Here is a 21087-nt window from a genome sequence, read left to right on the forward strand (position 1 = left end):
ATACGGCATGGTGGGTATCAACACCGGCCTGATCTCCAACGAAGTGGCACCGTTCGGTGGCATCAAGGCTTCGGGCCTGGGCCGCGAAGGTTCCAAGTACGGTATCGAGGACTACCTCGAAATCAAATACCTGTGCATCAGCGTCTGATCGCACGGTAAAGGCTTTACCTCTGCCAGCGGGGCGCGAGAGCGACGTCTCGCTGGCCTTTTTTACATTGCAGTACCTGGTGGCCAGGGCGTTTGCGGCAGTCGATCAACGAATACTGTTCGCGAGCACTCCCAGCCACCCCCGAATAAAAGCGCCATTCCTGTCGGCGCAATGAGGGCATTATGAGCAAGACCAACGAATCCTTGATGCAACGTCGTGTAGCTGCCGTCCCACGTGGCGTCGGCCAGATCCACCCGATCTTCGTCGACACCGCGAAGAACTCGACCGTGATCGACGTTGAAGGCCGCGAACTGATCGACTTCGCTGGCGGCATCGCAGTACTGAACACCGGCCACCTGCACCCGAAAGTGGTTGCAGCTGTGCAAGACCAGCTGACCAAGGTCAGCCACACCTGCTTCCAGGTGCTGGCCTACGAGCCTTACGTAGAGCTGTGCGAAAAGATCAACAAGCTGGTGCCAGGCGACTTCGACAAGAAGACCCTGCTGGTTACCACTGGCTCCGAAGCCGTTGAAAACGCCGTCAAGATCGCCCGTGCTGCCACTGGCCGCGCTGGCGTCATCGCCTTCACCGGCGGCTACCACGGCCGTACCATGATGACCCTGGGCCTGACCGGCAAGGTCGTGCCGTACTCCGCCGGCATGGGCCTGATGCCAGGCGGCATCTTCCGCGCCCTGTTCCCGAGCGAACTGCACGGTATCAGCGTTGACGACGCTATCGCCTCGGTCGAGCGCATTTTCAAGAACGACGCCGAGCCACGTGACATCGCCGCGATCATCCTCGAGCCAGTACAAGGCGAAGGCGGCTTCCTGCCAGCGCCGAAAGAGCTGATGAAGCGCCTGCGCGCCCTGTGCGACCAGCACGGCATCCTGCTGATCGCCGACGAAGTACAGACTGGCGCTGGCCGTACCGGCACCTTCTTCGCCATGGAACAGATGGGCGTTGCGCCTGACCTGACCACCTTCGCCAAATCCATCGCTGGCGGCTTCCCGCTGGCCGGTGTGTGCGGCAAGGCCGAGTACATGGACGCCATCGCCCCAGGCGGCCTGGGCGGCACCTACGCCGGTTCGCCGATCGCTTGCGCCGCGGCCCTGGCCGTGATCGAAGTGTTCGAAGAAGAAAAACTGCTGGACCGCAGCAAGGCTGTGGGTGAGCGCCTGACCGCTGGCCTGCGCGAAATCCAGAAGAAGCACCCGATCATCGGCGACGTCCGTGGTCTGGGCTCGATGATTGCCGTCGAAGTGTTCGAGAATGGCACTCACACCCCGAACGCTGCTGCTGTTGGCCAGGTTGTGGCCAAGGCACGCGAAAAGGGTCTGATCCTGCTGTCTTGCGGCACCTACGGCAACGTCCTGCGTATCCTGGTTCCGCTGACCGCCGAAGACGCGCTGCTGGACAAAGGCCTGGCCATCATCGAAGAGTGCTTCGCTGAAATCGCCTGATGTGACACGCTTCAGAAAAAACCCGCCTCGGCGGGTTTTTTTGTGCCCAGAAAAGCCATGTGGCGCTATGGTTGTCGCAGGACTTGCTTTGGAAGCTGCGACGGACTGTGTGTCAGGCTATTCAGGAGTAGTTGGCGATGAACGCTGCAGACCCCACCCCACCAAGCGTACTGATTGTCGAAGGCGACCCTTGGGTACGTGACATGCTCAGCGAAATGCTGCTCAGCGTGCGCTGTGACGCGCGCGTGCAGGTATGCGCCGACGGCTCGCAGGCGCTCAGTGCCTTGTCCAGCAAACCCGACCTGATCATCGCAGCCCGCGAACTGGCTGGTGTCGATGGCCTCGACCTGCTGCGCAAGGTGCGCGCCAAAGGGTCAAGCTTGCCGTTCATCCTCATGAGCAACCGCAGCGATAGCGCCAGTGTGCGCGAGGCGCTGCCGCTGCACCCCACAGCCTACCTGAGCAAGCCGCTGAACCTGGACAAGCTGCGCAAGCGCCTGGAAGAGTTGCTGGTGGCCGTTGGCGAAGAAATAGCCTGCCCGGTGGCGCCGGCCTTGCAGGCAGGTGCCAGCCTGCCGGCCTACCTTGAGCAGCGCCGGGCTAACGCCGATGGCGGGCCGCTGCTGGCCGATGTGCAAAAGGCGATCAAGCGCGCGCTCAACCCACAGGGCCTGAACCTGAGGGTGCTCGAAGAGGAGGTGCGTAACGACCCTCAGGTTACCGCCGTATTGATCGCTGCGGCCAACAGCGCGGCGCTGCACCGTGAAGCACCGGTACAGACGTTGCTGCAAGCCCTGAACAAGCTTGGCAGCACCCAGAGCATGAACCTGATCCTGGGCATGACCCTCAAGCGCAGCGCACGCCTTAGCGACCCGCTGCTGGCCGAGCATGCGGCCCGTTATTGGGACTTGTCGCTGCACACGGCCGAATATGGCCGTACCCTGGCGCGCATGCTGGAGCTGGACGAGGGGCGTTGCTACTGCGCGGGGTTGCTGCATTGCCTGGGCGACTTGGCGGTGCTGCGTTGCCTGCAGGAATGGCGGCTGGCCGGGGGCGAGCTGGACGAGGACAAGGTCCAGCTGGCGCTAAACGAATTCGGTGCGGCGTTCGGCTCGGCGCTGCGTACGCGTTGGCGTTTGCCACTGGCACTGCGTGAGTTGATCGCGGCGATCTATCAGTTGGGCGGCGGGGTGTATTCGCGAGAGATCCTGGCCATGAACCTGGCCGGGCAGCTGTCGCGGCTGCCGGCCGAGCAGGGGCTGGAGAAGGTGGCCAGTGGCAAGACCGCGCGTTTGCTCAAGCTTGGCCTGCCGGAGCTTAACCGGCTGCGTAAGGTGGAAAACCCCGAAACCAAGCCGGCGCCAGCGGCTGAAGACCCAGTACAAGCCGACGAGGCTCCTTGAGCTTGGCACAGACCCTGTAGGAGCGGCCTTGTGTCGCGATCGGGGTGCGAAGCGCCCCTCGATTTTTGCTTCAAGCTGAAATCGCCGGGGCTGCTTCGCAGCCCTTTCGCGACACAAGGCCGCTCCTACAGGGATCGTGCAGGCCTGCAAGTACTGTGTCGGGCAGTCAGCCGCGGACGATCTGGTTCTTGCCTTGCCGCTTGGCTTGGTACATCGCGGCATCGGCCCGGGCATACAGGCTGTCCAGTGCCACATCCTCATCGGTCAACCCAGTCAGCCCCTGGCTTACCGTTACCCCATACGTCTGCTCGCCATGGCTGAAGCTCAGGTGCTGAATCTGGCGCTGCAAGCGCTCGGCAATCTGCTCTGCTTCCTGGGCACTGCAGCCCGGGAACACCGCTGCGAATTCTTCGCCGCCAATGCGCCCGAACAGGTCGCCACGGCGTAGCACGGCCTTGCCGCTGTCGGCGATGTGTTGCAGCACCTGGTCGCCTTCCTGGTGGCCGTAGCTGTCGTTGATACGCTTGAAGTCGTCGATATCCAGCAGCAGGAAAGCCAGCGGCGTGCCGTTTTCGCGGGCGCTGTCGAAGGCTTGCTGGGCGCATTCAAAGAAGTGCCGGCGATTGCTGCTCTGGGTCAGCGCGTCGGTGGTGGCCAGGCGCTGAAGCTCGCCTTCGAGCTGTTTCTTCTCGGTGATGTCTTCGGCGATGCCGACGATGATCACCCGCTCGCCATCGCGCTGCTGGTTGATGTAGCACTTGTCGCTCAGCCAGCGCAGCTGGCCGTCGGCGTTGAGGATGCGGTACTCGCGGTCTTCCACCGAACCCTGGAGCAGCACCTGGGCCAGGCTGCGCTCGGCGAACTCCAGGTCATCGGGGTAGATGCTGTCGCGCCACTCGTTGTAGTCGGCCAGCACCAGGCTGGCCGGGCGGCCGAAGATACGCTCATAGGCGGGGCTTACGTAAAGCACCTGACGGGTTTCCCAGTCGAAAGCCCAAAGCACCGCATTGACGCTGTCGAGCAGCGAGCTGAACAGCTGCTCGCGCTCGCTCAGGCGGGCAACCTCGCCCTGGGCGTGGAGCAGGGCCAGCAAGGTCTGTGCGGCTTCAGGAGGAGCGGTGCCGGGCAATGTCGTTGTAATGTTCTTGGCCATGTGCACGAAACGGGTCTCGACATAAAGGCGTGCGGCCAGCATCCGGCCCGCCACGCGGGCGATGTGCCGGATTGGAGTGGAAACGAGGGGGCGAAGTTCCGAACGGCACGCCCCGCCAAGGGGGCGTGCCGATCAACGGCGCTCAGGCGCCGGTCGGGCGCAGGGAGTAGGTCTTGAGTTGTGCCGCGAAGTCACGCAGGGCATGGATACCGCTGGTTTCGGCCTCGTGTACCCAGTCCTTCATGGCGGCCAGCATGTCGTGGCCGTTGGCGCTGGTGCGCGCCCAGATCTGCTGCAGCGCCAGGCGTTTTTCGTAGATGGTCTTCAGCGCCTGGCTGTGGGCGAGCATGGACTCGATGCGCACATGGTGGCGGTCTTCCAGCAGGCTGGTTTCACGCGACAGCAGGCGCTTGGCGCGGCGGAAGTGGTGGCGCACCGAGGCGTCGACCCGGGCCAGTTCCTGCTTGACCAGCGGGCCGATCACCAGCTTGCGGTACTGGGCCATGATCTGGAAGCGGTTGTTGAGGATGGCCATGGCGGTGTCCATGTCCAGGCTGGCCTTGCCCGTCACCCGGTGGGCGATAGGTGCCACACGCTGCACCTTGTCCAGGCGCAACAGGCAGAACAGGCGGATCCACGCCCAGCCCATGTCGAACTCCCAGCGCTTGACCGACAGCTTGGCCGAGTTGGGGTAGGTGTGGTGGTTGTTGTGCAGCTCTTCGCCACCGATGACGATGCCCCACGGCACCAGGTTGGTGGCGGCGTCGCGGCATTCGAAATTGCGGTAGCCGAGCGCATGGCCCAGGCCGTTGACCACACCGGCGGCCCAGAACGGGATCCACATCATTTGCACCGCCCAGATGGTGATGCCGATGGTGCCGAACAGCAGCAGGTCGATCACCGCCATCAGGGCAATACCGCCCAGCTTGTAGCGCGAGTAGAGGTTGCGCTCGACCCAGTCGTCCGGGCAGTTCTTGCCGTAGATGCGCAGGGTTTCGGGGTTGCGCGCCTCTTCCCGATAAAGCTCGGCACCTTTACGCAGCACGGTACCCAGGCCCTTGTACACCGGGCTGTGCGGGTCGTCGGGGGTTTCGCACTTGGCGTGGTGCTTGCGGTGGACGGCTGTCCATTCGCGGGTGTTCTGCGCCGTGGTCAGCCACAGCCAGAAGCGGAAGAAATGCTTGAGCGCGCCGTTGAGCTCCAGGGCCCGGTGCGCGGAGTAGCGATGCAGGTAGACCGTGACGCTGACGATGGTCACGTGGGTCATCAACAAGGTGATGCCGACCAGTTGCCAGGCCGACAAGTCGAGCAGGCCGTTGTACCACATAGGTGTAAAAACCCTCGGAATGCAGGAGGAGGGGCTGATTATCCCTTGAGGAGGAAATAAAACCAGTCACCCTTTCAGATAGGAGGTCACGACATGTTTCAGCCTTTATAATGCCCCATCTTTTTTTATGGGCAATTGCACCCGACATGTCTGTTTCTGTTCGCGACGCCTTGCGCATGGCTGCGCTGTATGTGGTGCTCTCGATCCTTTGGCTGACCCTGGCCGAGGTGGTGCTGCACGGTATGACTGACGACACGCTGGCGCTGATCGTTGGCCGGCAGATCAACGTGGTGGTGTGGGTGCTGCTCAGTGCCTTGCTGATTTATGTGTCGCGGGTGCGCTTGCTCAACTTCATCGGCCACGGCGCACGCTTGCGTTGTGAGGACCGTGAGCGGCTGCGCATGGCCGCCGCGGTGTTCGACAGCACCCTCGAAGGCGTGCTGGTGACCGACCGCCATGGCCTGATCGTGCACGTCAACCGCGCCTTCATGCGCATCACCGGCTACCAGCAGGACGAAGTCATCGGCCAGCGCCCGAACAAGTTCAAGTCCGGCCGCCATGGCGTGGCGTTCTACCAGCAGATCTTCGCCACGCTGGCTGACCAGGGCGAATGGAGCGGGGAAATCTGGAACCGGCGCAAGAGCGGCGAAATCTACCCGCAGTGGCAGACCATTTGCGCCATCCGCGACGATGAGGGTGAGCTTAGCCACTACGTGGCAGTGTTCAGTGACATCAGCGCGATCAAGCATTCGGAGCAGGAGCTGGCCTACCTGGCTCACCACGACCCGCTAACCGGCCTGCCCAACCGCCTCTTGTTCACCGACCGGGTCGAGCAAGCCCTGGCGGCAGCCCAGCTCAACAAGCGTGGTTGTGCCCTGTTGCTGCTGGACCTGGACCACTTCCAGAGCATCAACGACGGCCTTGGCCATACCATCGGTGATCAGTTGCTGAAGCTGGTGGGCGAGCGCCTGGGCGAGGTGCTGGGCACTGGTGTGACCCTGGCGCGCCTGGGCGGCGACGAGTTCGGCGTGCTGGCCGAGAACTGCCAGCAGGTTGGCCAGGCCGGCAAGCTGGCGCAGCGCATCATCGAGCGCATGCGTGAGCCGTTCCTGTTTGATGGCCATCGCCTGTTCATCAGTGTCAGCGCGGGCATCAGCCTGTTCCCCAGCGACGCCTTGAGTGCCGAGCAGTTGCTGCGCAATGCCGACTCGGCGTTGTACAAGGCCAAGAGCAATGGGCGGGCCTGCTATGCGCTGTACACCGAAGAGCTGACCGCCCACGCCCAGCACCGGGTTGAAACTGCCGGCGAGCTACGCCGGGCGCTGGAACAGGACGAGCTGCGGGTGTTCTACCAGCCAGTGCACGACCTGGCTACCGGCAGCCAGGTCGGGGTCGAAGCGCTGGTGCGCTGGCAGCACCCCCAGCGTGGCCTGGTACCGCCAGGCGAGTTCATCCCGATTGCCGAACGCACCGGGTTGATTGCCGAGATCGACACTTGGGTGTTGCGCCAGGCGTGCCAGCAGATGGTGCAATGGCAGGGGGAAGGCCGGCAGCTGGCATTTGTGGCGGTGAATATCTCCAGCCGCCTGTTTGGCCAGCACGAGTTGTACCGGCAGGTGGCCGAGGTACTGCACGACACCGGCCTGGCTCCGGCCTTGCTGGAGCTGGAAGTGACCGAAAGCGCGGTGATGGAAGACCCTGAAGTGGCGCTGGAACAACTGCATCGTCTGCGTGAGCTGGGCGTGACGCTGGCCATCGATGACTTTGGCACCGGCTATTCGTCGCTGCTGCGGCTCAAGCGCTTGCCGGTGCAGAAGCTGAAGATCGACCAGGGCTTCGTTGCCGGCTTGCCGCTGGATGAGGATGACATCGCGATTGTGCGGGTGATCATTGCCCTGGCACGCAGCATGGGCATGCAGGTGCATGCCGAGGGCATCGAGCAGGCGGAGCAGGCCAGTTTCCTGCTGCAGGAGCTGTGTCAGCTGGGGCAGGGGTACTGGTTCGGGCGGCCAGTGCCACCTGCAGATCTGCACTGGGGTTGAGATTGCCGGGGCCGCTTTGCGGCCCTCTGTCTATCGCTTGTTCAAGCCCTTCGCCAGCCGGTCCCCACCCAGCTGGATCAACGCCACCAACGCCACCAGCATGGCGATCACGGTCAGCATGATCTGGCTGTCGAAGCGCTGGTAGCCATAGCGGTAGGCGATATCCCCCAGGCCCCCGGCACCAATCGCCCCGGCCATGGCCGAGGAGTTGATCAGGGTTACCAGGGTAATGGTGAAGCCACCTACGATCCCTGGCAGCGCCTCGGGCAACAGCACATGCCAAACGATGTGCCAGCGCCGGCAGCCCATGGCCTGCGCGGCTTCCACCAGGCCATGGTCGACTTCGCGCAGGCTCACCTCGGCTATCCGTGCAAAGAACGGCGTGGCGGCAATCGTCAGTGGCACCACTGCTGCCCACACACCATAGGTGGTACCCACCACCAGGCGGGTGAAGGGGATCAGTGCGACCATCAGGATCAGGAACGGGATCGAGCGGAACAGGTTGACGAAGGCGCCCAGTACCCGGTTCAGCAGCGGCGCTTCGAAGATCCCGCCTTTGTCGCTGGTAACCAGCAGCACGGCCATCGGCACCCCCACCAGCAGGGCAATCAACGAAGACACACCGACCATCAGCAGGGTGTCGAGCAAGCCTTCGAGCAGGCGATCAAACCACATGGCCCAGTACCTCCACGTCCTCGGCCCAGCGGCGGGCGTGTTCCAGCAATTGATGGGTGTCGTGCGGCGAGTGCTGCACCGACAGGATCAACTGCCCCAGGGCATGGTCGCCAATGGTTTCCACACCGCCTTGCAGCAGGCGCACACGGCCGCCCAGGTCGTTGAACAGAGCGGACAGCTCCGGCTCGCCGAACAGGGTCAGCTTCAACACCACGGCACTGTCGTGGCTCGCCGGGCTGGCCCGCAGGCTGGCTTGCAGTGTGGCTGGCAGCCTAGCCTGCAACGGTGCCAGCAACGTGCGGGTGACCTCGTGGCGTGGTGAACCGAACACCCGCCATACTTCGCCCTGCTCGACCACTGCACCGCGTTCCAGCACCACCACCCGGTGGCAGATATCGCGGATAACCGCCATCTCATGCGTAATCAGCACGATGGTCAGGCCAAGGCGCTGGTTGATGTCGCGCAGCAGTTCAAGGATCGAGGCGGTGGTTTCCGGGTCCAGCGCCGAGGTGGCCTCGTCGCACAGCAGGATCTCGGGGTCATGCACCAGCGCCCGGGCAATACCCACGCGCTGCTTCTGCCCGCCAGACAGCTGCGCCGGGTAGACGTGATGCTTTTCCTGCAGGCCGACCAGTTCCAGCAGTTCGCGCACCTTGCGCTGGCGCTCGGCCTTGGCCACACCGGCCACCTGCAACGGCAGCTCGACGTTCTGCCACACGGTCTTGGCCGACATCAGGTTGAAGTGCTGGAAGATCATGCCGATGCGCCGGCGCAGCGCTACCAGGTGGTCCTCGTCGAACGGCGCGATGTCCACCTGGTCGATCAGCACCCGGCCCTGGCTGGGTTGCTCCAGGCGGTTGATGGTGCGTAGCAGCGATGACTTACCGGCACCGCTGCGGCCGATGATGCCGAAGATCTCGCCACGGCGGATGTTCAGGTCGATGCCTTGCAAGGCCGGTTGCGCCTGCCCTGGGTAGGTCTTGCCCAGGCCAATGAAGCGCACATGGGCTTCATTGACCTCTGGGCGCAGGGCCTGCTCCCTGGCGGTTGCTGGCAGTGGTTGTGCGGTGGGCGCCCTGAGCGCGCTGGCCTGGCTCATGTCAGCCCTCCCAGCCGGCCTGGTAGAGCTTGCCGTGGGCCTTGTCCAGCGCCGCACGCACAGCTGGCGAGTGCTGGTAGATATCGACGAACTTGGCCAGGCGCGGGTCGTCCTTGCTCTGTGGGCGAATGACGAACTGGATCACGTACTCCTTGTTTTCCAGGCCATCGAACAGCAGCGCCGAGCTGGCGTCGAAGCTGTTGGCCAGGCGGATGTAGGCCGGGTAGCCCTGCACCAGGTCGGCATCGTCATAGGCGCGTACCAGCTGCACCGCCTCCACCTGCAGGATCTTCAGCTTTTTCGGGTTGGCGACAATATCGTCCTCGGTGGCCTTGTAGCCAACCCCAGGCTTGAGGCTGATCAGCCCGGCCTTGGCCAGCAGTTGCAAGCCACGGCCACTGTTGATCGGGTCGTTGGCGATGGCCACGCTGGCACCCTCAGGCAGCTCGGCGAAGCTTTTGTACTTTTTCGAGTACAGGCCAACGTTGTTGATGATGCCCGACGCGTATGGCACCAGGTTGAAGCCCGCAGCAGCCTTGGCGTTTTCCAGGAACGGGATGTGCTGGAAGTAGTTCACGTCGATGTCGCCGCTGTTGAGGCTGACATTGGGCGCAATCCAGTCGCTGAACTCGATCAGCTTCACTTCCAGGCCCTGCTTGTGCGCTTCTTCGACTGCAGCTTCCAGCGGAATGGCAAAGGCCGAGGTGGTGCCGATCTTCAGTGGTTCGGCAGCCAGGGCACTGGCGGACAGGCCGAGGGTGAGGGCAATGGCCGCAACGGGCCGGAACAGTTTCTCAAGCATGGTGCAGGGCTCCAGTCGGGGCAGGGGTAGGGGTGAAGCGGTAAGCCGAACCGGGGTGGTCGGCGGGCAGGTGCGGGTGGTCGGCCTGGAACAGCTTTTCGCGCAGGGTGCCTTCGGCGTAGGCGGTCTTGTAGCGACCACGCTGTTGCAATTGCGGGATGACCAGGTCGATGAAGTCTTCATAACTTTCCGGGGTGACGGTGCGGGTCAGGTTGAAGCCGTCCAGGCCGGTTTCATCGATCCAGGCGATCAACTGCTCGGCCACCTGCTCGGGCGCGCCGACCAGGGTTACGTAGCGGCCACCCAGGGCGTGTTGCTGCAGCAGGCGCCGGCGGGTCCAGGCGCTGTCCTGCAACTGGTGCGTGGCGGACTGGATGGCGTTGCCCTGGCTGAAGGCAATCGGCTCGTCCAGCTCAAAGGCGGCGAAGTCGATGCCGGTGGATGCGGCGAAGTGCGCCACCCCGGCCTCGGCACTGGCATGGCGCAGGTACTCGGTGTGCTTGGCCTGGGCCTGTTGCTCGGTCTCGGCGACGATCACCGTGATGCCCATGAACACCTTGACCGCCTGCGGGTCGCGCCCGGCGGCCTGGGCCGCGGCGCGCACCTTGTCGACCTGGGTGCGGGTGGCAGCCTTGTCCTGGCCGCTGATGAACACGCATTCGGCATGGTTGCCGGCAAAGGCCAGGCCACGTTGCGAGCTGCCGGCCTGGAACAGCACCGGGGTGCGCTGCGGCGAGGGCTCGCACAGGTGGTAGCCGTCGACCTTGTAGAACTCGCCTTGGTGCTGAACCTTGCGCACCTTGTCGGGCTGGGCGTAAACGCGCTGCTGGCGGTCGGCGACCACGGCATCGTCGGCCCAGCTGCCTTCCAGCAGCTTGTACAGCACCTGCAGGTATTCATCGGCCTGGTCGTAACGGCGGTCATGCTCGGGTTGCTGCGCCAGGCCCATGGCCCGGGCGGCGCTGTCGAGGTAGCCGGTGACGATGTTCCAGCCCACCCGGCCATTGCTCAAGTGGTCGAGGGTGGAGAGGCGACGGGCGAACAGGTACGGCGCCTCGTAGGTGAGGTTGGCGGTAAGGCCGAAACCCAGGTGCCGGGTAACCGCAGCCATGGCCGAAACCAGCAACAGCGGGTCGTTGACCGGCAGCTGGATCGACTCCTTGAGGGTGACATCCAGCGACTGGCCGTAGATGTCGTAGGTGCCGACGATATCGGCGATGAACAGCCCGTCGAACAGGCCACGCTCCAGCAGGCGTGCCAGATGGGTCCAGTAGTCCAGGGTCTTGTACTGGGTCGAGGTGTCCCGTGGATGGGTCCACAGGCCGTGGTTGATGTGCCCGATGCAGTTCATGTTGAAGGCATTGAGCAGGATCTGCTTGGCCATCAGATGGTCCCCCGGCGCGGTGGGTTGGCATCGTTGAGGTAGTAGTTGCCGATGGCGTGGTACTTCCAGCGCACTGGGTCGTGCAGCGTGTGCACGCGGGCGTTGCGCCAGTGGCGGTCGAGGTTGTGCTCGGCCAGGGTGGCCTGGCTGCCGCCCAGTTCGAACAGCGCGGTACCGGCTGCAAGGGAAATCTCGGTGCTGATGGCCCGTGCCTCGGCCACGGCGATGGAGGCCGCGGCAACGTTTTCGGCCGTGCTGTCGTCGCGGGCGCGGTCGAGGTATTCGCCGGCACGTTCCAGCAGGGCCTCGGCTGCGTGCAGGCGGATTGCCAGGTGGCCGAAGCTCTTCAGCGTCAGTGGGTCATCCGTAGCTTTGTCCAGGCCGGAGTCGACCCACGGGCGGCTGCGGGTGCGCACGAAGTGCAGGGCGTCTTCGTAAGCGGCGCGGGCGATGCCGGTGTCGATGGCGGCATGGAGGATCTGCGCCAGCGGGCCGACCGGGGTTGGGCGTTCAAAGGCGCTCTGGAACGGCACCACGTCGGCGGCGCTGACGTAGACATTGTCGAACACCACCGAGCCGCTGCCGGTGGTGCGCTGGCCGAAGCCGCTCCAGTCGTCGATCACCTGCAGGCCCTGGCTGTCGGCCGGGACGAAGGCCAGGTGCTGCACGCCGTGTTCGTCGACCACCGAGGTGGGAATGCGCTGGGCGTAGATAGCCCCGGTGGAATAGAACTTGCGCCCGTTGATGCGGAAGCCGTCGCCGTCACGGCTCAGGCGGGTGGTGCGGTCGTTGGCGGTCTTGGTGCCCAGTTCGGCCAGGGCGTTGCCAAAGCGGCGGCCGGCCAGTACTTCGGCGTACAGGCGCTGTTGCTGTGCGGGGCTGCCGTTTACCCGTAGTACTTCCAGGCCGTAGAAATGGTTTTGCGGGATCTGCCCGAGTGAGCCGTCGGCCTGGGCGATGCGGGCGATGACCTTGGCCAGGGTGACGTTGGATACGCCGGCGCCGCCGAAGGCCTTGGGCACGCTGATGGCCCACAGGCCGGAGCGGGTGAACAGCTCCAGTTCGGCGTGCGGCAGGCGGCGCTCGCGGTCGCGCAGGGCGCTATCGCGGCGCAGTTGTTGGGCGATGTCTTCGGCGACATTCAGGGCTTGGGTGTCGTTGGTGATGATGTTTGTAGTCATGGTGTTTCTCCGGGGCCCTAGGGGCCGCTTTGCGGCCCATCGCGACACAAGGCCGCTCCTACAGGGGATCGCGTACCGGCATGGGGCCGCGTATCCCTGTAGTAGCGGCCTTGTGTCGCGATGGGCTGCAAAGCAGCCCCAAGGCCCGCAAATCAGATCCAGGAATGCCGCGCAGGCAGGGTGCCGTTAAGGTGGTAAGCGCCCACCGCGTGATACTTCCAGCGCACCGGGTCGTGCAGGGTGTGCACGCGGGCATTGCGCCAGTGGCGGTCGAGGTTGAACTCGGCGAGGGTGGCACGGCTGCCGGCCAGCTCGAACAGCTTCTCGCTGGCCTGCAAGGCGATTTCGGTAGTCAGCACCTTGGCCTCGGCCACGGCGATCGAGGCGCGGGCTGCGGAGGCAGCATCGATCGGCGCTGCATTGACCTCGTCGAGCACCCGCGCAGCCTTGCGCAGTAATGCTTCTGCCGCGTGCAGCTCAAGTTTCAGGCGGCCGATATCGGCGATCACATAGGGGTCGTCACTGGCACGGTCCACGTTGGCCTCGATCCATGGTCGGGACTTTTCGCGCACAAAGCTGATGGCGTCTTCGATGGCTGCTTCGGCGATGCCGGCATCGATCGCCGCCTGGATCAGCTGCGAGACCGCGCCCTGGATATTGGCGATATCGCGCTGGCGCCAGTTGTCGATCACAAGCTCCGCATCCACCGGCACCTGGTCGAGCAGCACGGTGCCGCTGGCGGTGGTGCGCTGGCCGAACCCGGACCAGTCATCGACGATACGCAGCCCCGGGCTGCCTCGGCGCACGAATGCCAGGCGCTGGCGGCCTTCGTCATCCAAAGCTTTTACTGCCACCCAGTGGGCGAACAGGGCACCGGTGGAATAGAACTTCTCGCCGCTGATGCGATAGCTATCGCCAACGCGGGTGATCCGCGCCTTGAGCGTGAGGGTGTCCTTGGTGCCGCGCTCAGGCCCGGCATTGCCGATGCGCCAGCCATCGAGCACGCTGCGGAAGATGACTGCCTGCTGCGCTTCGGTGGCCGTCAGGCGCAGTAGCTGCAAAATGCCGAACTGGTTCTGCGGGATCTGCCCGAGGGCCGGGTCGGCGGCGCTGATCAGGCGGAACACTTCGGCCACGGTTTCGAACGAAACATCGGCGCCGCCATGGGCCTTGGGTACGCTGATGCTGCCCAGGCCGCTGCGGGTGAACAGCTCGATCTCGGCCCAGGGCAATTTGCGTTGCTGGTCGCGGCGCGCGGCCTGCTCGCGGGCGACCTTGGCCAGTTCGCGGGCTGCTTGCAGGGCTTCGGCGTCGTTGCGCAGTACCTTGGCCGGCAGCAGCAGGGGCGTGCTGTCGAGGTCGCTGTGGAGTTGGGTATTGGGTTGGCTGGACATCAGTACCGCTCCTTGGCTGCACTCAATGCCCTGGCGATACGCACTGGGGTGATTGTGATCCTGACCATACCTGACCTCACAAAATAGTTATGCCGCTACAGCTGATCGCGGCAGATGTGTGTTGGTCCGGTGGTCCGGTTTATATACCCTAATGCTTTATAAAAAGTTTATGAACTAACTTTTTGGAATATTTATAGAAGGAGGGATTTGTTGAGGATGTGCCGGCCCTTTCGCGGGCACGCCCGCGAAGAGACCGGAACAGGCTTACTCCGAGGCAGCAGTACCGAGGAACTTGCGCAGGAACTGCCGGGTACGCTCTTCCTTTGGCGCCGCAAACAGCGCCTTGGCTTCGCCCTGTTCCACGATCACGCCCTTGTCGAAGAAGATCACCCGGTTCGCCACATCACGCGCAAAGCTCATTTCGTGGGTGACGATGATCATGGTGCGCTTCTCCTCGGCCAGGCCGCGGATGGTCGCCAGCACTTCACCCACCAGCTCCGGGTCCAGCGCCGAGGTCGGTTCGTCGAACAGGATCACCTCCGGCTCCATGGCCAGGGCGCGGGCGATAGCCACCCGTTGCTGCTGGCCACCCGACAGGCGCCGGGGGTAAGCGTCTTCCTTGCCCGCCAGGCCGACCTTGGCCAGCAGGCGCCGGCCCAGCTCGATGGCCTGCTCGCGGGGTGTCTTCTTGACGATCACCGGCCCCTCGATCACGTTCTCCAGGGCAGTGCGGTGCGGGAACAGGTTGAAGTTCTGGAACACGAACCCGGCCTGCTGGCGTAAACGGCGAATCGCACTTTGCTGGCCACCCAGCGGGCGGTTGGCGTCGATGCTGATGGCGCCAATCTGGATCTGCCCGGCATCGGGGGTTTCCAGCAGGTTCAGGCAGCGCAGGAAGGTGGTCTTGCCCGAGCCGCTGGGGCCGATGATGGCCACCACTTCGCCGGGCTGCACGGTCAGGTCGATACCGTTGAGCACGGTCTGGCCCTTGAACCGCTTGGACAGGCCTTTGACTTCAATCATGCTCAGTGCTCCTGGTCATGCTGGTTGACCCGCGCTTCCATGCGGTTCTGGAAGTGCGCGAGGATACTGCACAGCACCCAGTAGATGACCGCGACCGCCACGTACATGGTGAACACTTCGAAGGTGCGTGCGGTAATCAGCTGGGCCTGGCGGAACAACTCGGGCACCTGGATGGTTGCCGCCAGGGCGGTGTCCTTGACCAGCGAGATAAAGCTGTTGCCCAACGGTGGTAGGGCAGTGCGCAGGGCCTGGGGCAGGATCGCCCGGCGCATGGCCTGGACGCGGGTCATGCCGATGCTGGCGGCGGCTTCCCACTGACCACGGTCGATCGAGGAGATCGCCGCGCGCAGGATTTCGCAGATGTAGGCGGCCATGTTCAGCGACAGGCCGATCAGCGAGGCCGGGATAGGGTCTAGCTCGATGCCGATCTGCGGCATGCCGAAATAGATCACGAACAGCTGCACCAGCAGCGGCGTGCCGCGGAAGAACGACACGTAGACCCGCGCCAGCCAGTTCAACGGCAGGATCTTCGACAGCCGCATCAGTGCCAGGGCAAAGCCCAGCACCAGGCCGAAGAACATGCCGCCAACGCTGAGCAGCACCGTATAACCCGCGCCCTTCAGCAGGAAGGGCGTGGAATCGACAACGAGTTGCAGGCTTTCAGCGATCATTTGGTGACATCGGCACCGAAGTATTTTTCCGACAGCTTGGCCAGCGTGCCGTCAGCCTTGAGCTTGTCGATGGCCTTGTTGATTGCCGCCAGCAGTTCAGGCTCGCCTTTGCGCAGGGCCACGCCGCTTTCCAGGCGCGAGAAGGCATCGCCGGCAAGTTCGGTGTCCTTGGCTTTTTGCGCGTATTCCAGTGCGGCCAGGCGGTCGATCAGGATGGCGTCGATACGGCCGTTGCGCAGGTCGGCGAACTTGCTCGGGTCGTCTTCATAGGTGCGAACATCGGCCTGCGGCACGTCCTTTTTCACCCATTGTTCGTAGTTGGTGCCCAGGCCCACACCGACCTTCTTGCCGGCCAGGTCCTGCGCGCCCTTGATATTCAGCTGCTCGGCCTTCTTCTTCAGGATCAGTGCCTGGATGCCGGAGATGGTGTAGGGCTCGGAGAAGTCGTACTTCTTCTTGCGCTCTTCGGAAATGGTCACCTGGTTGACTACTACGTCCAGGCGTTTGGACTCCAGTGCGGCGAGGATGCCGTCCCACTTGGTCGGCTGGATCTTGGCCTTGACCCCCAGCTCCTTGGCCAGCAACTCGGACAGCTCCACTTCGAAGCCGGTCAGCTTGCCGTTTTCGTCCTGGAAGCTGAACGGTGGGTAGGTGCCTTCCAGGCCGACGTTGATCACGCCTTTTTCCTGGATGGTCTTCAGTTGCTCGCCGGCGAAGGCCTGGCTGAGCAGGCCGGCACCCAGCAAGAGGGCCAGGCTGGCGTTGAGTAGCGGTTTGGCGAATTTCGACATGTGGGAGCCCCGCGCTTTTGGTGTTAGTAGTGGGTGGCGACTATAGGGTTGGCTGCTTAGGCCAGGAAATAATAAAAAATTATTTTGTTATTTCCTTTTTGATTTGTGCCAAGTGCTGGCTGCTTTGAGGGTAGGCGAGGTTGCCCGCGCCGTCATCGCTGCTTATGCCTGACTTAGTGCAGGATGGAATAAAGCGTTGTTTTTTCCAAGGGCCGGATTTGCCGTAGAGTGGATTGCATGTAGGCAGGCCCGGCCCTTTCGCGGGTAAACCCGCTCCCACAGGGATCGCGCAAATATTGAATGTTGCGCAGTACCTGTGGGAGCGGGTTCACCCGCGAAGAGGCCGGACCTGCCGATAAAAATAGTTGGCCTACTCAGGCAGGAGAACACCGTGAGCGAACAATCTTCATCCGGGCACTGGCAGTTGCAGAGCATCGTTACCGGCCTGCGCGGCGCCCGTGAGCAGTGGCGCACCCGCAACGGCCGCAGCAGTGGCGAGCAAGGTGGGCGCGAGCTGCCTTCACGCGAGGCGATGCGGCATATTCTGGAGCAACTGTGCGGCGCGCTGTTCCCCATGCGCCTCGGCCCGGTCGACCTGCGCGAAGAAAGTGAAGACTTCTACGTTGGCCATACCCTGGATGCCGCGCTGACCGCCTTGTTGGCCCAAGCCCGCCTGGAACTGCGCTACGCCGCACGGCAAAGCAAGGCTGAACTGGCTGGCGTCGATGCCCACGCCCTGAGCCTGGTCCAGGGCTTTGCTGCCGCACTGCCAGACTTGCGCGTATTGCTCGACACCGACGTGCTGGCCGCCTACCACGGCGACCCGGCGGCGCGCAGCGTCGATGAAGTGCTGCTGTGCTACCCGGGCATCCTGGCGATCATCCACCACCGCCTGGCCCATCACCTGTACCAGGCCGGCCTGCCGCTGCTGGCGCGGATCAGCTCGGAGCTGGCGCATTCGGCCACCGGTATCGACATTCACCCAGGGGCGCAGATCGGCCCGAGCTTCTTCATCGACCACGGTACCGGTGTGGTAATCGGCGAAACCGCGATCATTGGCGAGCGCGTGCGCATCTACCAGGCGGTGACCCTGGGTGCCAAGCGTTTCCCAAGCGATGAATCGGGCACCCTGCACAAAGGCCTGCCACGTCACCCGATCGTCGAGGACGACGTGGTGATCTATGCCGGGGCCACGGTGCTGGGGCGCATTACCATCGGCAAAGGCTCGACCATTGGCGGCAATGTGTGGCTGACCCGCAGTGTGCCGGCCGAGAGCAACATTACCCAGGCCAACCTGCAGCTGGATTGCCAGGACAAGAATTGATCTAGCCTCTCTATAACTGTGCTGGCCTTTTCGCGGGCAAGCCCGCGAAAGGGCCAGAACAGGCGTGCACCAATCAGCGCCCCAATTCGCAATGAAATCCGATCCATGTTTAACTTGAACGCTTGTTCAATGAAAAACGCTGGTCCGCTGCCGGTGTTCAACAGGAGGATTCCTTTGCTGAACCCGTTCATTCCGAACCTTACGTCATTCGACGAGGTGCACCCCCAATGAGTGCGCCGACCCCTGCCCTTGCCAATGGCAAGATCCGCATGAACCCCCCGGTGTTCTACTTTGCGGCAAGTTTCATCCTCATCTTCGGCCTGGTGGTCATTTCCTATCCGCAAGCCGCAGGTGACTGGTTGCTGGCGGCGCAGAACTGGGCGGCCAACACGGTCGGCTGGTACTACATGCTGGCAATGACGCTGTACCTGGTCTTCGTGGTGGTCACCGCCTTGTCCGGCTATGGCAAGATCAAGCTCGGTGCCGACCACGACGAGCCCGAGTTCAGCTACCTGTCGTGGGCCGGCATGCTGTTCGCCGCCGGTATCAGCATCACCCTGTTCTTCTTCTGCGTTTCCGAACCGCTGACCCACATGCTGCAACCGCCCCAGGGCGAAGCGAGTACGGCCGAGGCCGGGCGCCAGGCGATGCAGATCCTGTTCCTGCATTGGGGCCTGCATGGCTGGGGGGTGTTCGCCTTCGTCGGTATGGCCCTGGCCTACTTCGCCTACCGGCACAACCTGCCGCTGGCCTTGCGCTCGGCGCTGTACCCATTGATCGGCAAGCGCATCAACGGGCCGATCGGCTACGCAGTGGACGGCTTTGGCATCATCGCCACGGTGTTCGGCCTGGGCGCCGACATGGGCTTTGGCGTGCTGCACCTGAATGCCGGCCTCGACTACCTGTTCGGCATCAGCCACAGCCAGTGGGTGCAGGTGATCCTCATCACCCTGATGATGGGCGCGGCGGTGGCCGTGGCCGTCGCCGGGGTGGAAAAGGGCGTGCGGGTGATGAGCGACATCAACCTGTTCCTGGCCTGCGCGCTGTTGCTGTTTGTGCTGTTCGCCGGGCCTACCCAGCACCTGTTCAATACGCTGATCCAGAACCTCGGCGACTACCTGGGCGCCCTGCCGCGCAAGAGCTTCGACGTGTATGCCTACGGTGAGAACCGTGACTGGCTGGGCGGCTGGACGGTGTTCTACTGGGCCTGGTGGATTGCCTGGGCGCCGTTCGTGGGCCTGTTCATCGCGCGCATCTCCCGTGGCCGCACCATCCGCGAGTTCGTCTTTGGCGTGCTGTTGATCCCGCTGGGCTTCACCCTTGCGTGGATGTCGATCTTCGGCAACAGCGCCCTCGACCAGGTAATCAACCATGGCATGACTGCGTTGGGCCAGTCGGCACTGGATAACCCGTCGATGAGCCTGTACCTGCTGCTGGAGACCTACCCGTGGAGCAAGGCGGTGATCGCCACGACGGTGTTCATCAGCTTCGTGTTCTTCGTCACTTCGGCCGATTCGGGCACCGTGGTGCTGTCGACCTTGTCGGCCAAGGGTGGGGAAGCCGATGAAGACGGGCCGAACTGGCTGCGCATCTTCTGGGGGGCGATGACCGCGCTGATCACCAGTGCGCTTTTGTTCGCCGGCAGTATCGATTCGCTGAAGTCGGCGGTGGTGCTGACCTCATTGCCGTTCTCGCTGATTCTGCTGTGCATGATGTGGGGCCTGCACAAGGCGTTCTACCTGGAGTCGCAGCGGCAGATCGCGCAGATGCATTCGCTGGCACCGTTTGCCCATTCACGCCGCGGCCGTGGCGGCTGGCGCCAACGCCTGAGCCAGGCGGTGCACTTCCCGTCGCGTGATGAGGTGTACCGCTTCATGGACGACGTGGTGCGCCCGGCAATTGCCGATGTGCGCGAAGTGTTCGAGCAGAAGGGCCTGGTGCTGATTACCCAGGACGACCCGAGCCACGACAACGTCAGCCTGAAGATTGGCCATGGCGAGGAGCAGCCGTTCATTTACCAGGTGCAGATGCGTGGCTATTTCACGCCATCGTTCGCCCTGGGTGGGTTGGGCACGCAGGAGTTGAAGAACCGCCGCTATTACCGGGCGGAGGTGCACCTGAGCGAAGGCAGCCAGAACTATGACCTGGTGGGCTACAGCAAGGAACAGATCATCAACGACATCCTCGACCAGTACGAGCGGCACATGCAGTACCTGCATCTGGTCAGGTAATAACCTGTACTGGCCTCTTCGCGGGTAAACCCGCTCCCACAGGTACGGCACCGGTTTCGAAGCCTGTGTTGTACCTGTGGGAGCGGGTTTACCCGCGAAGAGGCCGGCACAGGCAACTACTAAAAGGGCGCATCCCCCAGAATGGTCGCCCGGTGCATCACCCGCCGATTGGGCCGGTAATCATCCACCGCAAAATGCTGGGTCACGCGGTTGTCCCAGAACGCCACATCATTCTCCTGCCACCTCCAGCGAATGCTGAACTCCGGCCGCGTCGCATGGGCGAACAGCAGCTTCAGCAGCGCCTCGCTTTCCAGCTCGCTCAGCTCATTGATGCGCGTGGTGAACCCCTCATTGACGAACAACGCCTTGCGCCCGCTCACCGGGTGTGTGCGCACCACCGGGTGCGACAGCGGTGGGTTGGTGCGCCGCGTGGCTTCCCAGCGCGCCAGGTCTTCCGGCGTGGTGCCAAAGCGCTCCAGCGGGAACGACTTGGTGAAGTCATGGGTGGCCGTCAGCCCGTCGAGCATTTCACGCAGCGGTGCCGACAACGCCTCGAAAGCCGCAATGCCGCTGGCCCACAGGGTATCGCCACCGTAGGCCGGCAACTGCTTGGCACTGAGCACCGCGCCCAGGGCCGGGGTCGGCAAGAAGGTCACGTCGGTGTGCCACACGGCGTTGTCGCGCACATCGGTTACCGCCGTGTCGAGCACCAGCACCTGAGGGGTTTCTGGCACGTTGGGGTAGATCGGGTGGATGTGCAGGTCGCCAAAGCGGGCGGCAAAGCGTGCCTGTTGCTCCGGGTTGATCGGCTGGTCGCGGAAGAACAGCACCTGGTGCTGCAGCAGCGCCTGCTCGATGGCGTCGCGTTGTTCGGCAGTGATGTCGCGGCTGATGTCCACGCCGCTGATCTGGGCGCCGAGCGCCGGGCTGAGGGGGGTGATGGTCAGGCTCATGTCGGTCTCTTTGTCAGGCACCAGTG

Annotated in this window: 18 protein-coding genes; 6 read left to right on the plus strand and 12 right to left on the minus strand. The window is 63.6% G+C overall.

Going from position 1 to position 21087, the window contains the following annotated elements:
* From ABE456_RS12790 to ABE456_RS12800, 3 genes are all read left to right on the plus strand, one after another.
* Positions 1-148 (plus strand): aldehyde dehydrogenase family protein (locus ABE456_RS12790; RefSeq protein ID WP_346644295.1); only part of this gene is annotated, 148 nt, incomplete at its 5' end.
* Between the two features lie 182 nt (positions 149-330).
* Entirely contained in the window at positions 331-1608 is a 1278-nt protein-coding gene (gabT, locus tag ABE456_RS12795; protein ID WP_346644245.1) for a 4-aminobutyrate--2-oxoglutarate transaminase, read from the plus strand.
* Between the two features lie 137 nt (positions 1609-1745).
* Positions 1746-3011 (plus strand): response regulator, encoded by a 1266-nt coding sequence (locus ABE456_RS12800; RefSeq protein WP_346644246.1) that lies wholly within the window; start codon positions 1746-1748, stop codon positions 3009-3011.
* Between the two features lie 166 nt (positions 3012-3177).
* Here the strand turns inward: ABE456_RS12800 and ABE456_RS12805 are convergent, their stop codons facing one another.
* Entirely contained in the window at positions 3178-4206 is a 1029-nt protein-coding gene (locus ABE456_RS12805) for a sensor domain-containing diguanylate cyclase (RefSeq protein WP_346644247.1), read from the minus strand.
* Positions 4207-4306: 100 nt separating this feature from the next.
* On the minus strand, positions 4307-5491 hold the full coding sequence (gene desA / locus ABE456_RS12810; protein ID WP_346644248.1) for a delta-9 fatty acid desaturase DesA: 1185 nt from the start codon (positions 5489-5491) through the stop codon (positions 4307-4309).
* A gap of 146 nt (positions 5492-5637) precedes the next feature.
* On the opposite strand from desA, the gene dibA reads away from it, so the two are divergent.
* Complete coding sequence (gene dibA / locus ABE456_RS12815; protein ID WP_346644249.1) at positions 5638-7533, plus strand: phosphodiesterase DibA; 1896 nt, start codon at positions 5638-5640, stop codon at positions 7531-7533.
* A gap of 30 nt (positions 7534-7563) precedes the next feature.
* Here dibA and ABE456_RS12820 read toward each other — a convergent pair whose 3' ends face one another.
* From ABE456_RS12820 to tcyJ, 9 genes are all read right to left on the minus strand, one after another.
* Positions 7564-8208, minus strand: coding sequence for a methionine ABC transporter permease (locus ABE456_RS12820; protein WP_008096606.1), 645 nt, complete (start codon positions 8206-8208; stop codon positions 7564-7566).
* A complete protein-coding gene (locus ABE456_RS12825; protein WP_346644250.1) occupies positions 8198-9307 on the minus strand; it encodes a methionine ABC transporter ATP-binding protein in 1110 nt (369 codons plus the stop codon). Before ABE456_RS12825 ends, ABE456_RS12820 begins: the two co-directional genes overlap by 11 nt.
* A gap of 1 nt (position 9308) precedes the next feature.
* On the minus strand, positions 9309-10109 hold the full coding sequence (locus ABE456_RS12830; protein WP_346644251.1) for a MetQ/NlpA family ABC transporter substrate-binding protein: 801 nt from the start codon (positions 10107-10109) through the stop codon (positions 9309-9311).
* Positions 10102-11493 (minus strand): LLM class flavin-dependent oxidoreductase, encoded by a 1392-nt coding sequence (locus ABE456_RS12835; protein WP_346644252.1) that lies wholly within the window; start codon positions 11491-11493, stop codon positions 10102-10104. Before ABE456_RS12835 ends, ABE456_RS12830 begins: the two co-directional genes overlap by 8 nt.
* A complete protein-coding gene (locus ABE456_RS12840) occupies positions 11493-12674 on the minus strand; it encodes an SfnB family sulfur acquisition oxidoreductase (RefSeq protein WP_346644253.1) in 1182 nt (393 codons plus the stop codon). The genes ABE456_RS12835 and ABE456_RS12840 overlap by 1 nt, the downstream gene beginning before the upstream one ends.
* Positions 12675-12826: 152 nt before the next feature.
* Complete coding sequence (locus ABE456_RS12845; protein WP_346644254.1) at positions 12827-14068, minus strand: SfnB family sulfur acquisition oxidoreductase; 1242 nt, start codon at positions 14066-14068, stop codon at positions 12827-12829.
* Positions 14069-14332: 264 nt separating this feature from the next.
* On the minus strand, positions 14333-15091 hold the full coding sequence (tcyN, locus tag ABE456_RS12850; protein WP_346644255.1) for an L-cystine ABC transporter ATP-binding protein TcyN: 759 nt from the start codon (positions 15089-15091) through the stop codon (positions 14333-14335).
* A gap of 2 nt (positions 15092-15093) precedes the next feature.
* Positions 15094-15762: a cystine ABC transporter permease gene (gene tcyL / locus ABE456_RS12855; RefSeq protein WP_051099126.1), complete on the minus strand. Its 669-nt coding sequence runs from the start codon at positions 15760-15762 to the stop codon at positions 15094-15096.
* Positions 15759-16553: a cystine ABC transporter substrate-binding protein gene (gene tcyJ / locus ABE456_RS12860; RefSeq protein ID WP_233691831.1), complete on the minus strand. Its 795-nt coding sequence runs from the start codon at positions 16551-16553 to the stop codon at positions 15759-15761. Before tcyJ ends, tcyL begins: the two co-directional genes overlap by 4 nt.
* Before the next feature lie 391 nt (positions 16554-16944).
* Between tcyJ and epsC the strand changes: the two genes are divergently transcribed.
* Positions 16945-17877, plus strand: coding sequence for a serine O-acetyltransferase EpsC (gene epsC, locus ABE456_RS12865; protein ID WP_346644256.1), 933 nt, complete (start codon positions 16945-16947; stop codon positions 17875-17877).
* A gap of 269 nt (positions 17878-18146) precedes the next feature.
* On the plus strand, positions 18147-20108 hold the full coding sequence (gene betT, locus ABE456_RS12870) for a choline transporter BetT (protein ID WP_346644296.1): 1962 nt from the start codon (positions 18147-18149) through the stop codon (positions 20106-20108).
* A 119-nt stretch (positions 20109-20227) separates the two neighbouring features.
* Here the strand turns inward: betT and tauD are convergent, their stop codons facing one another.
* Entirely contained in the window at positions 20228-21061 is an 834-nt protein-coding gene (tauD, locus tag ABE456_RS12875) for a taurine dioxygenase (RefSeq protein ID WP_346644257.1), read from the minus strand.
* Positions 21062-21087 lie beyond the last annotated feature (26 nt).

It is taken from the genome of Pseudomonas sp. TWI929, assembly GCF_039673335.1.
GTDB lineage: Bacteria > Pseudomonadota > Gammaproteobacteria > Pseudomonadales > Pseudomonadaceae > Aquipseudomonas.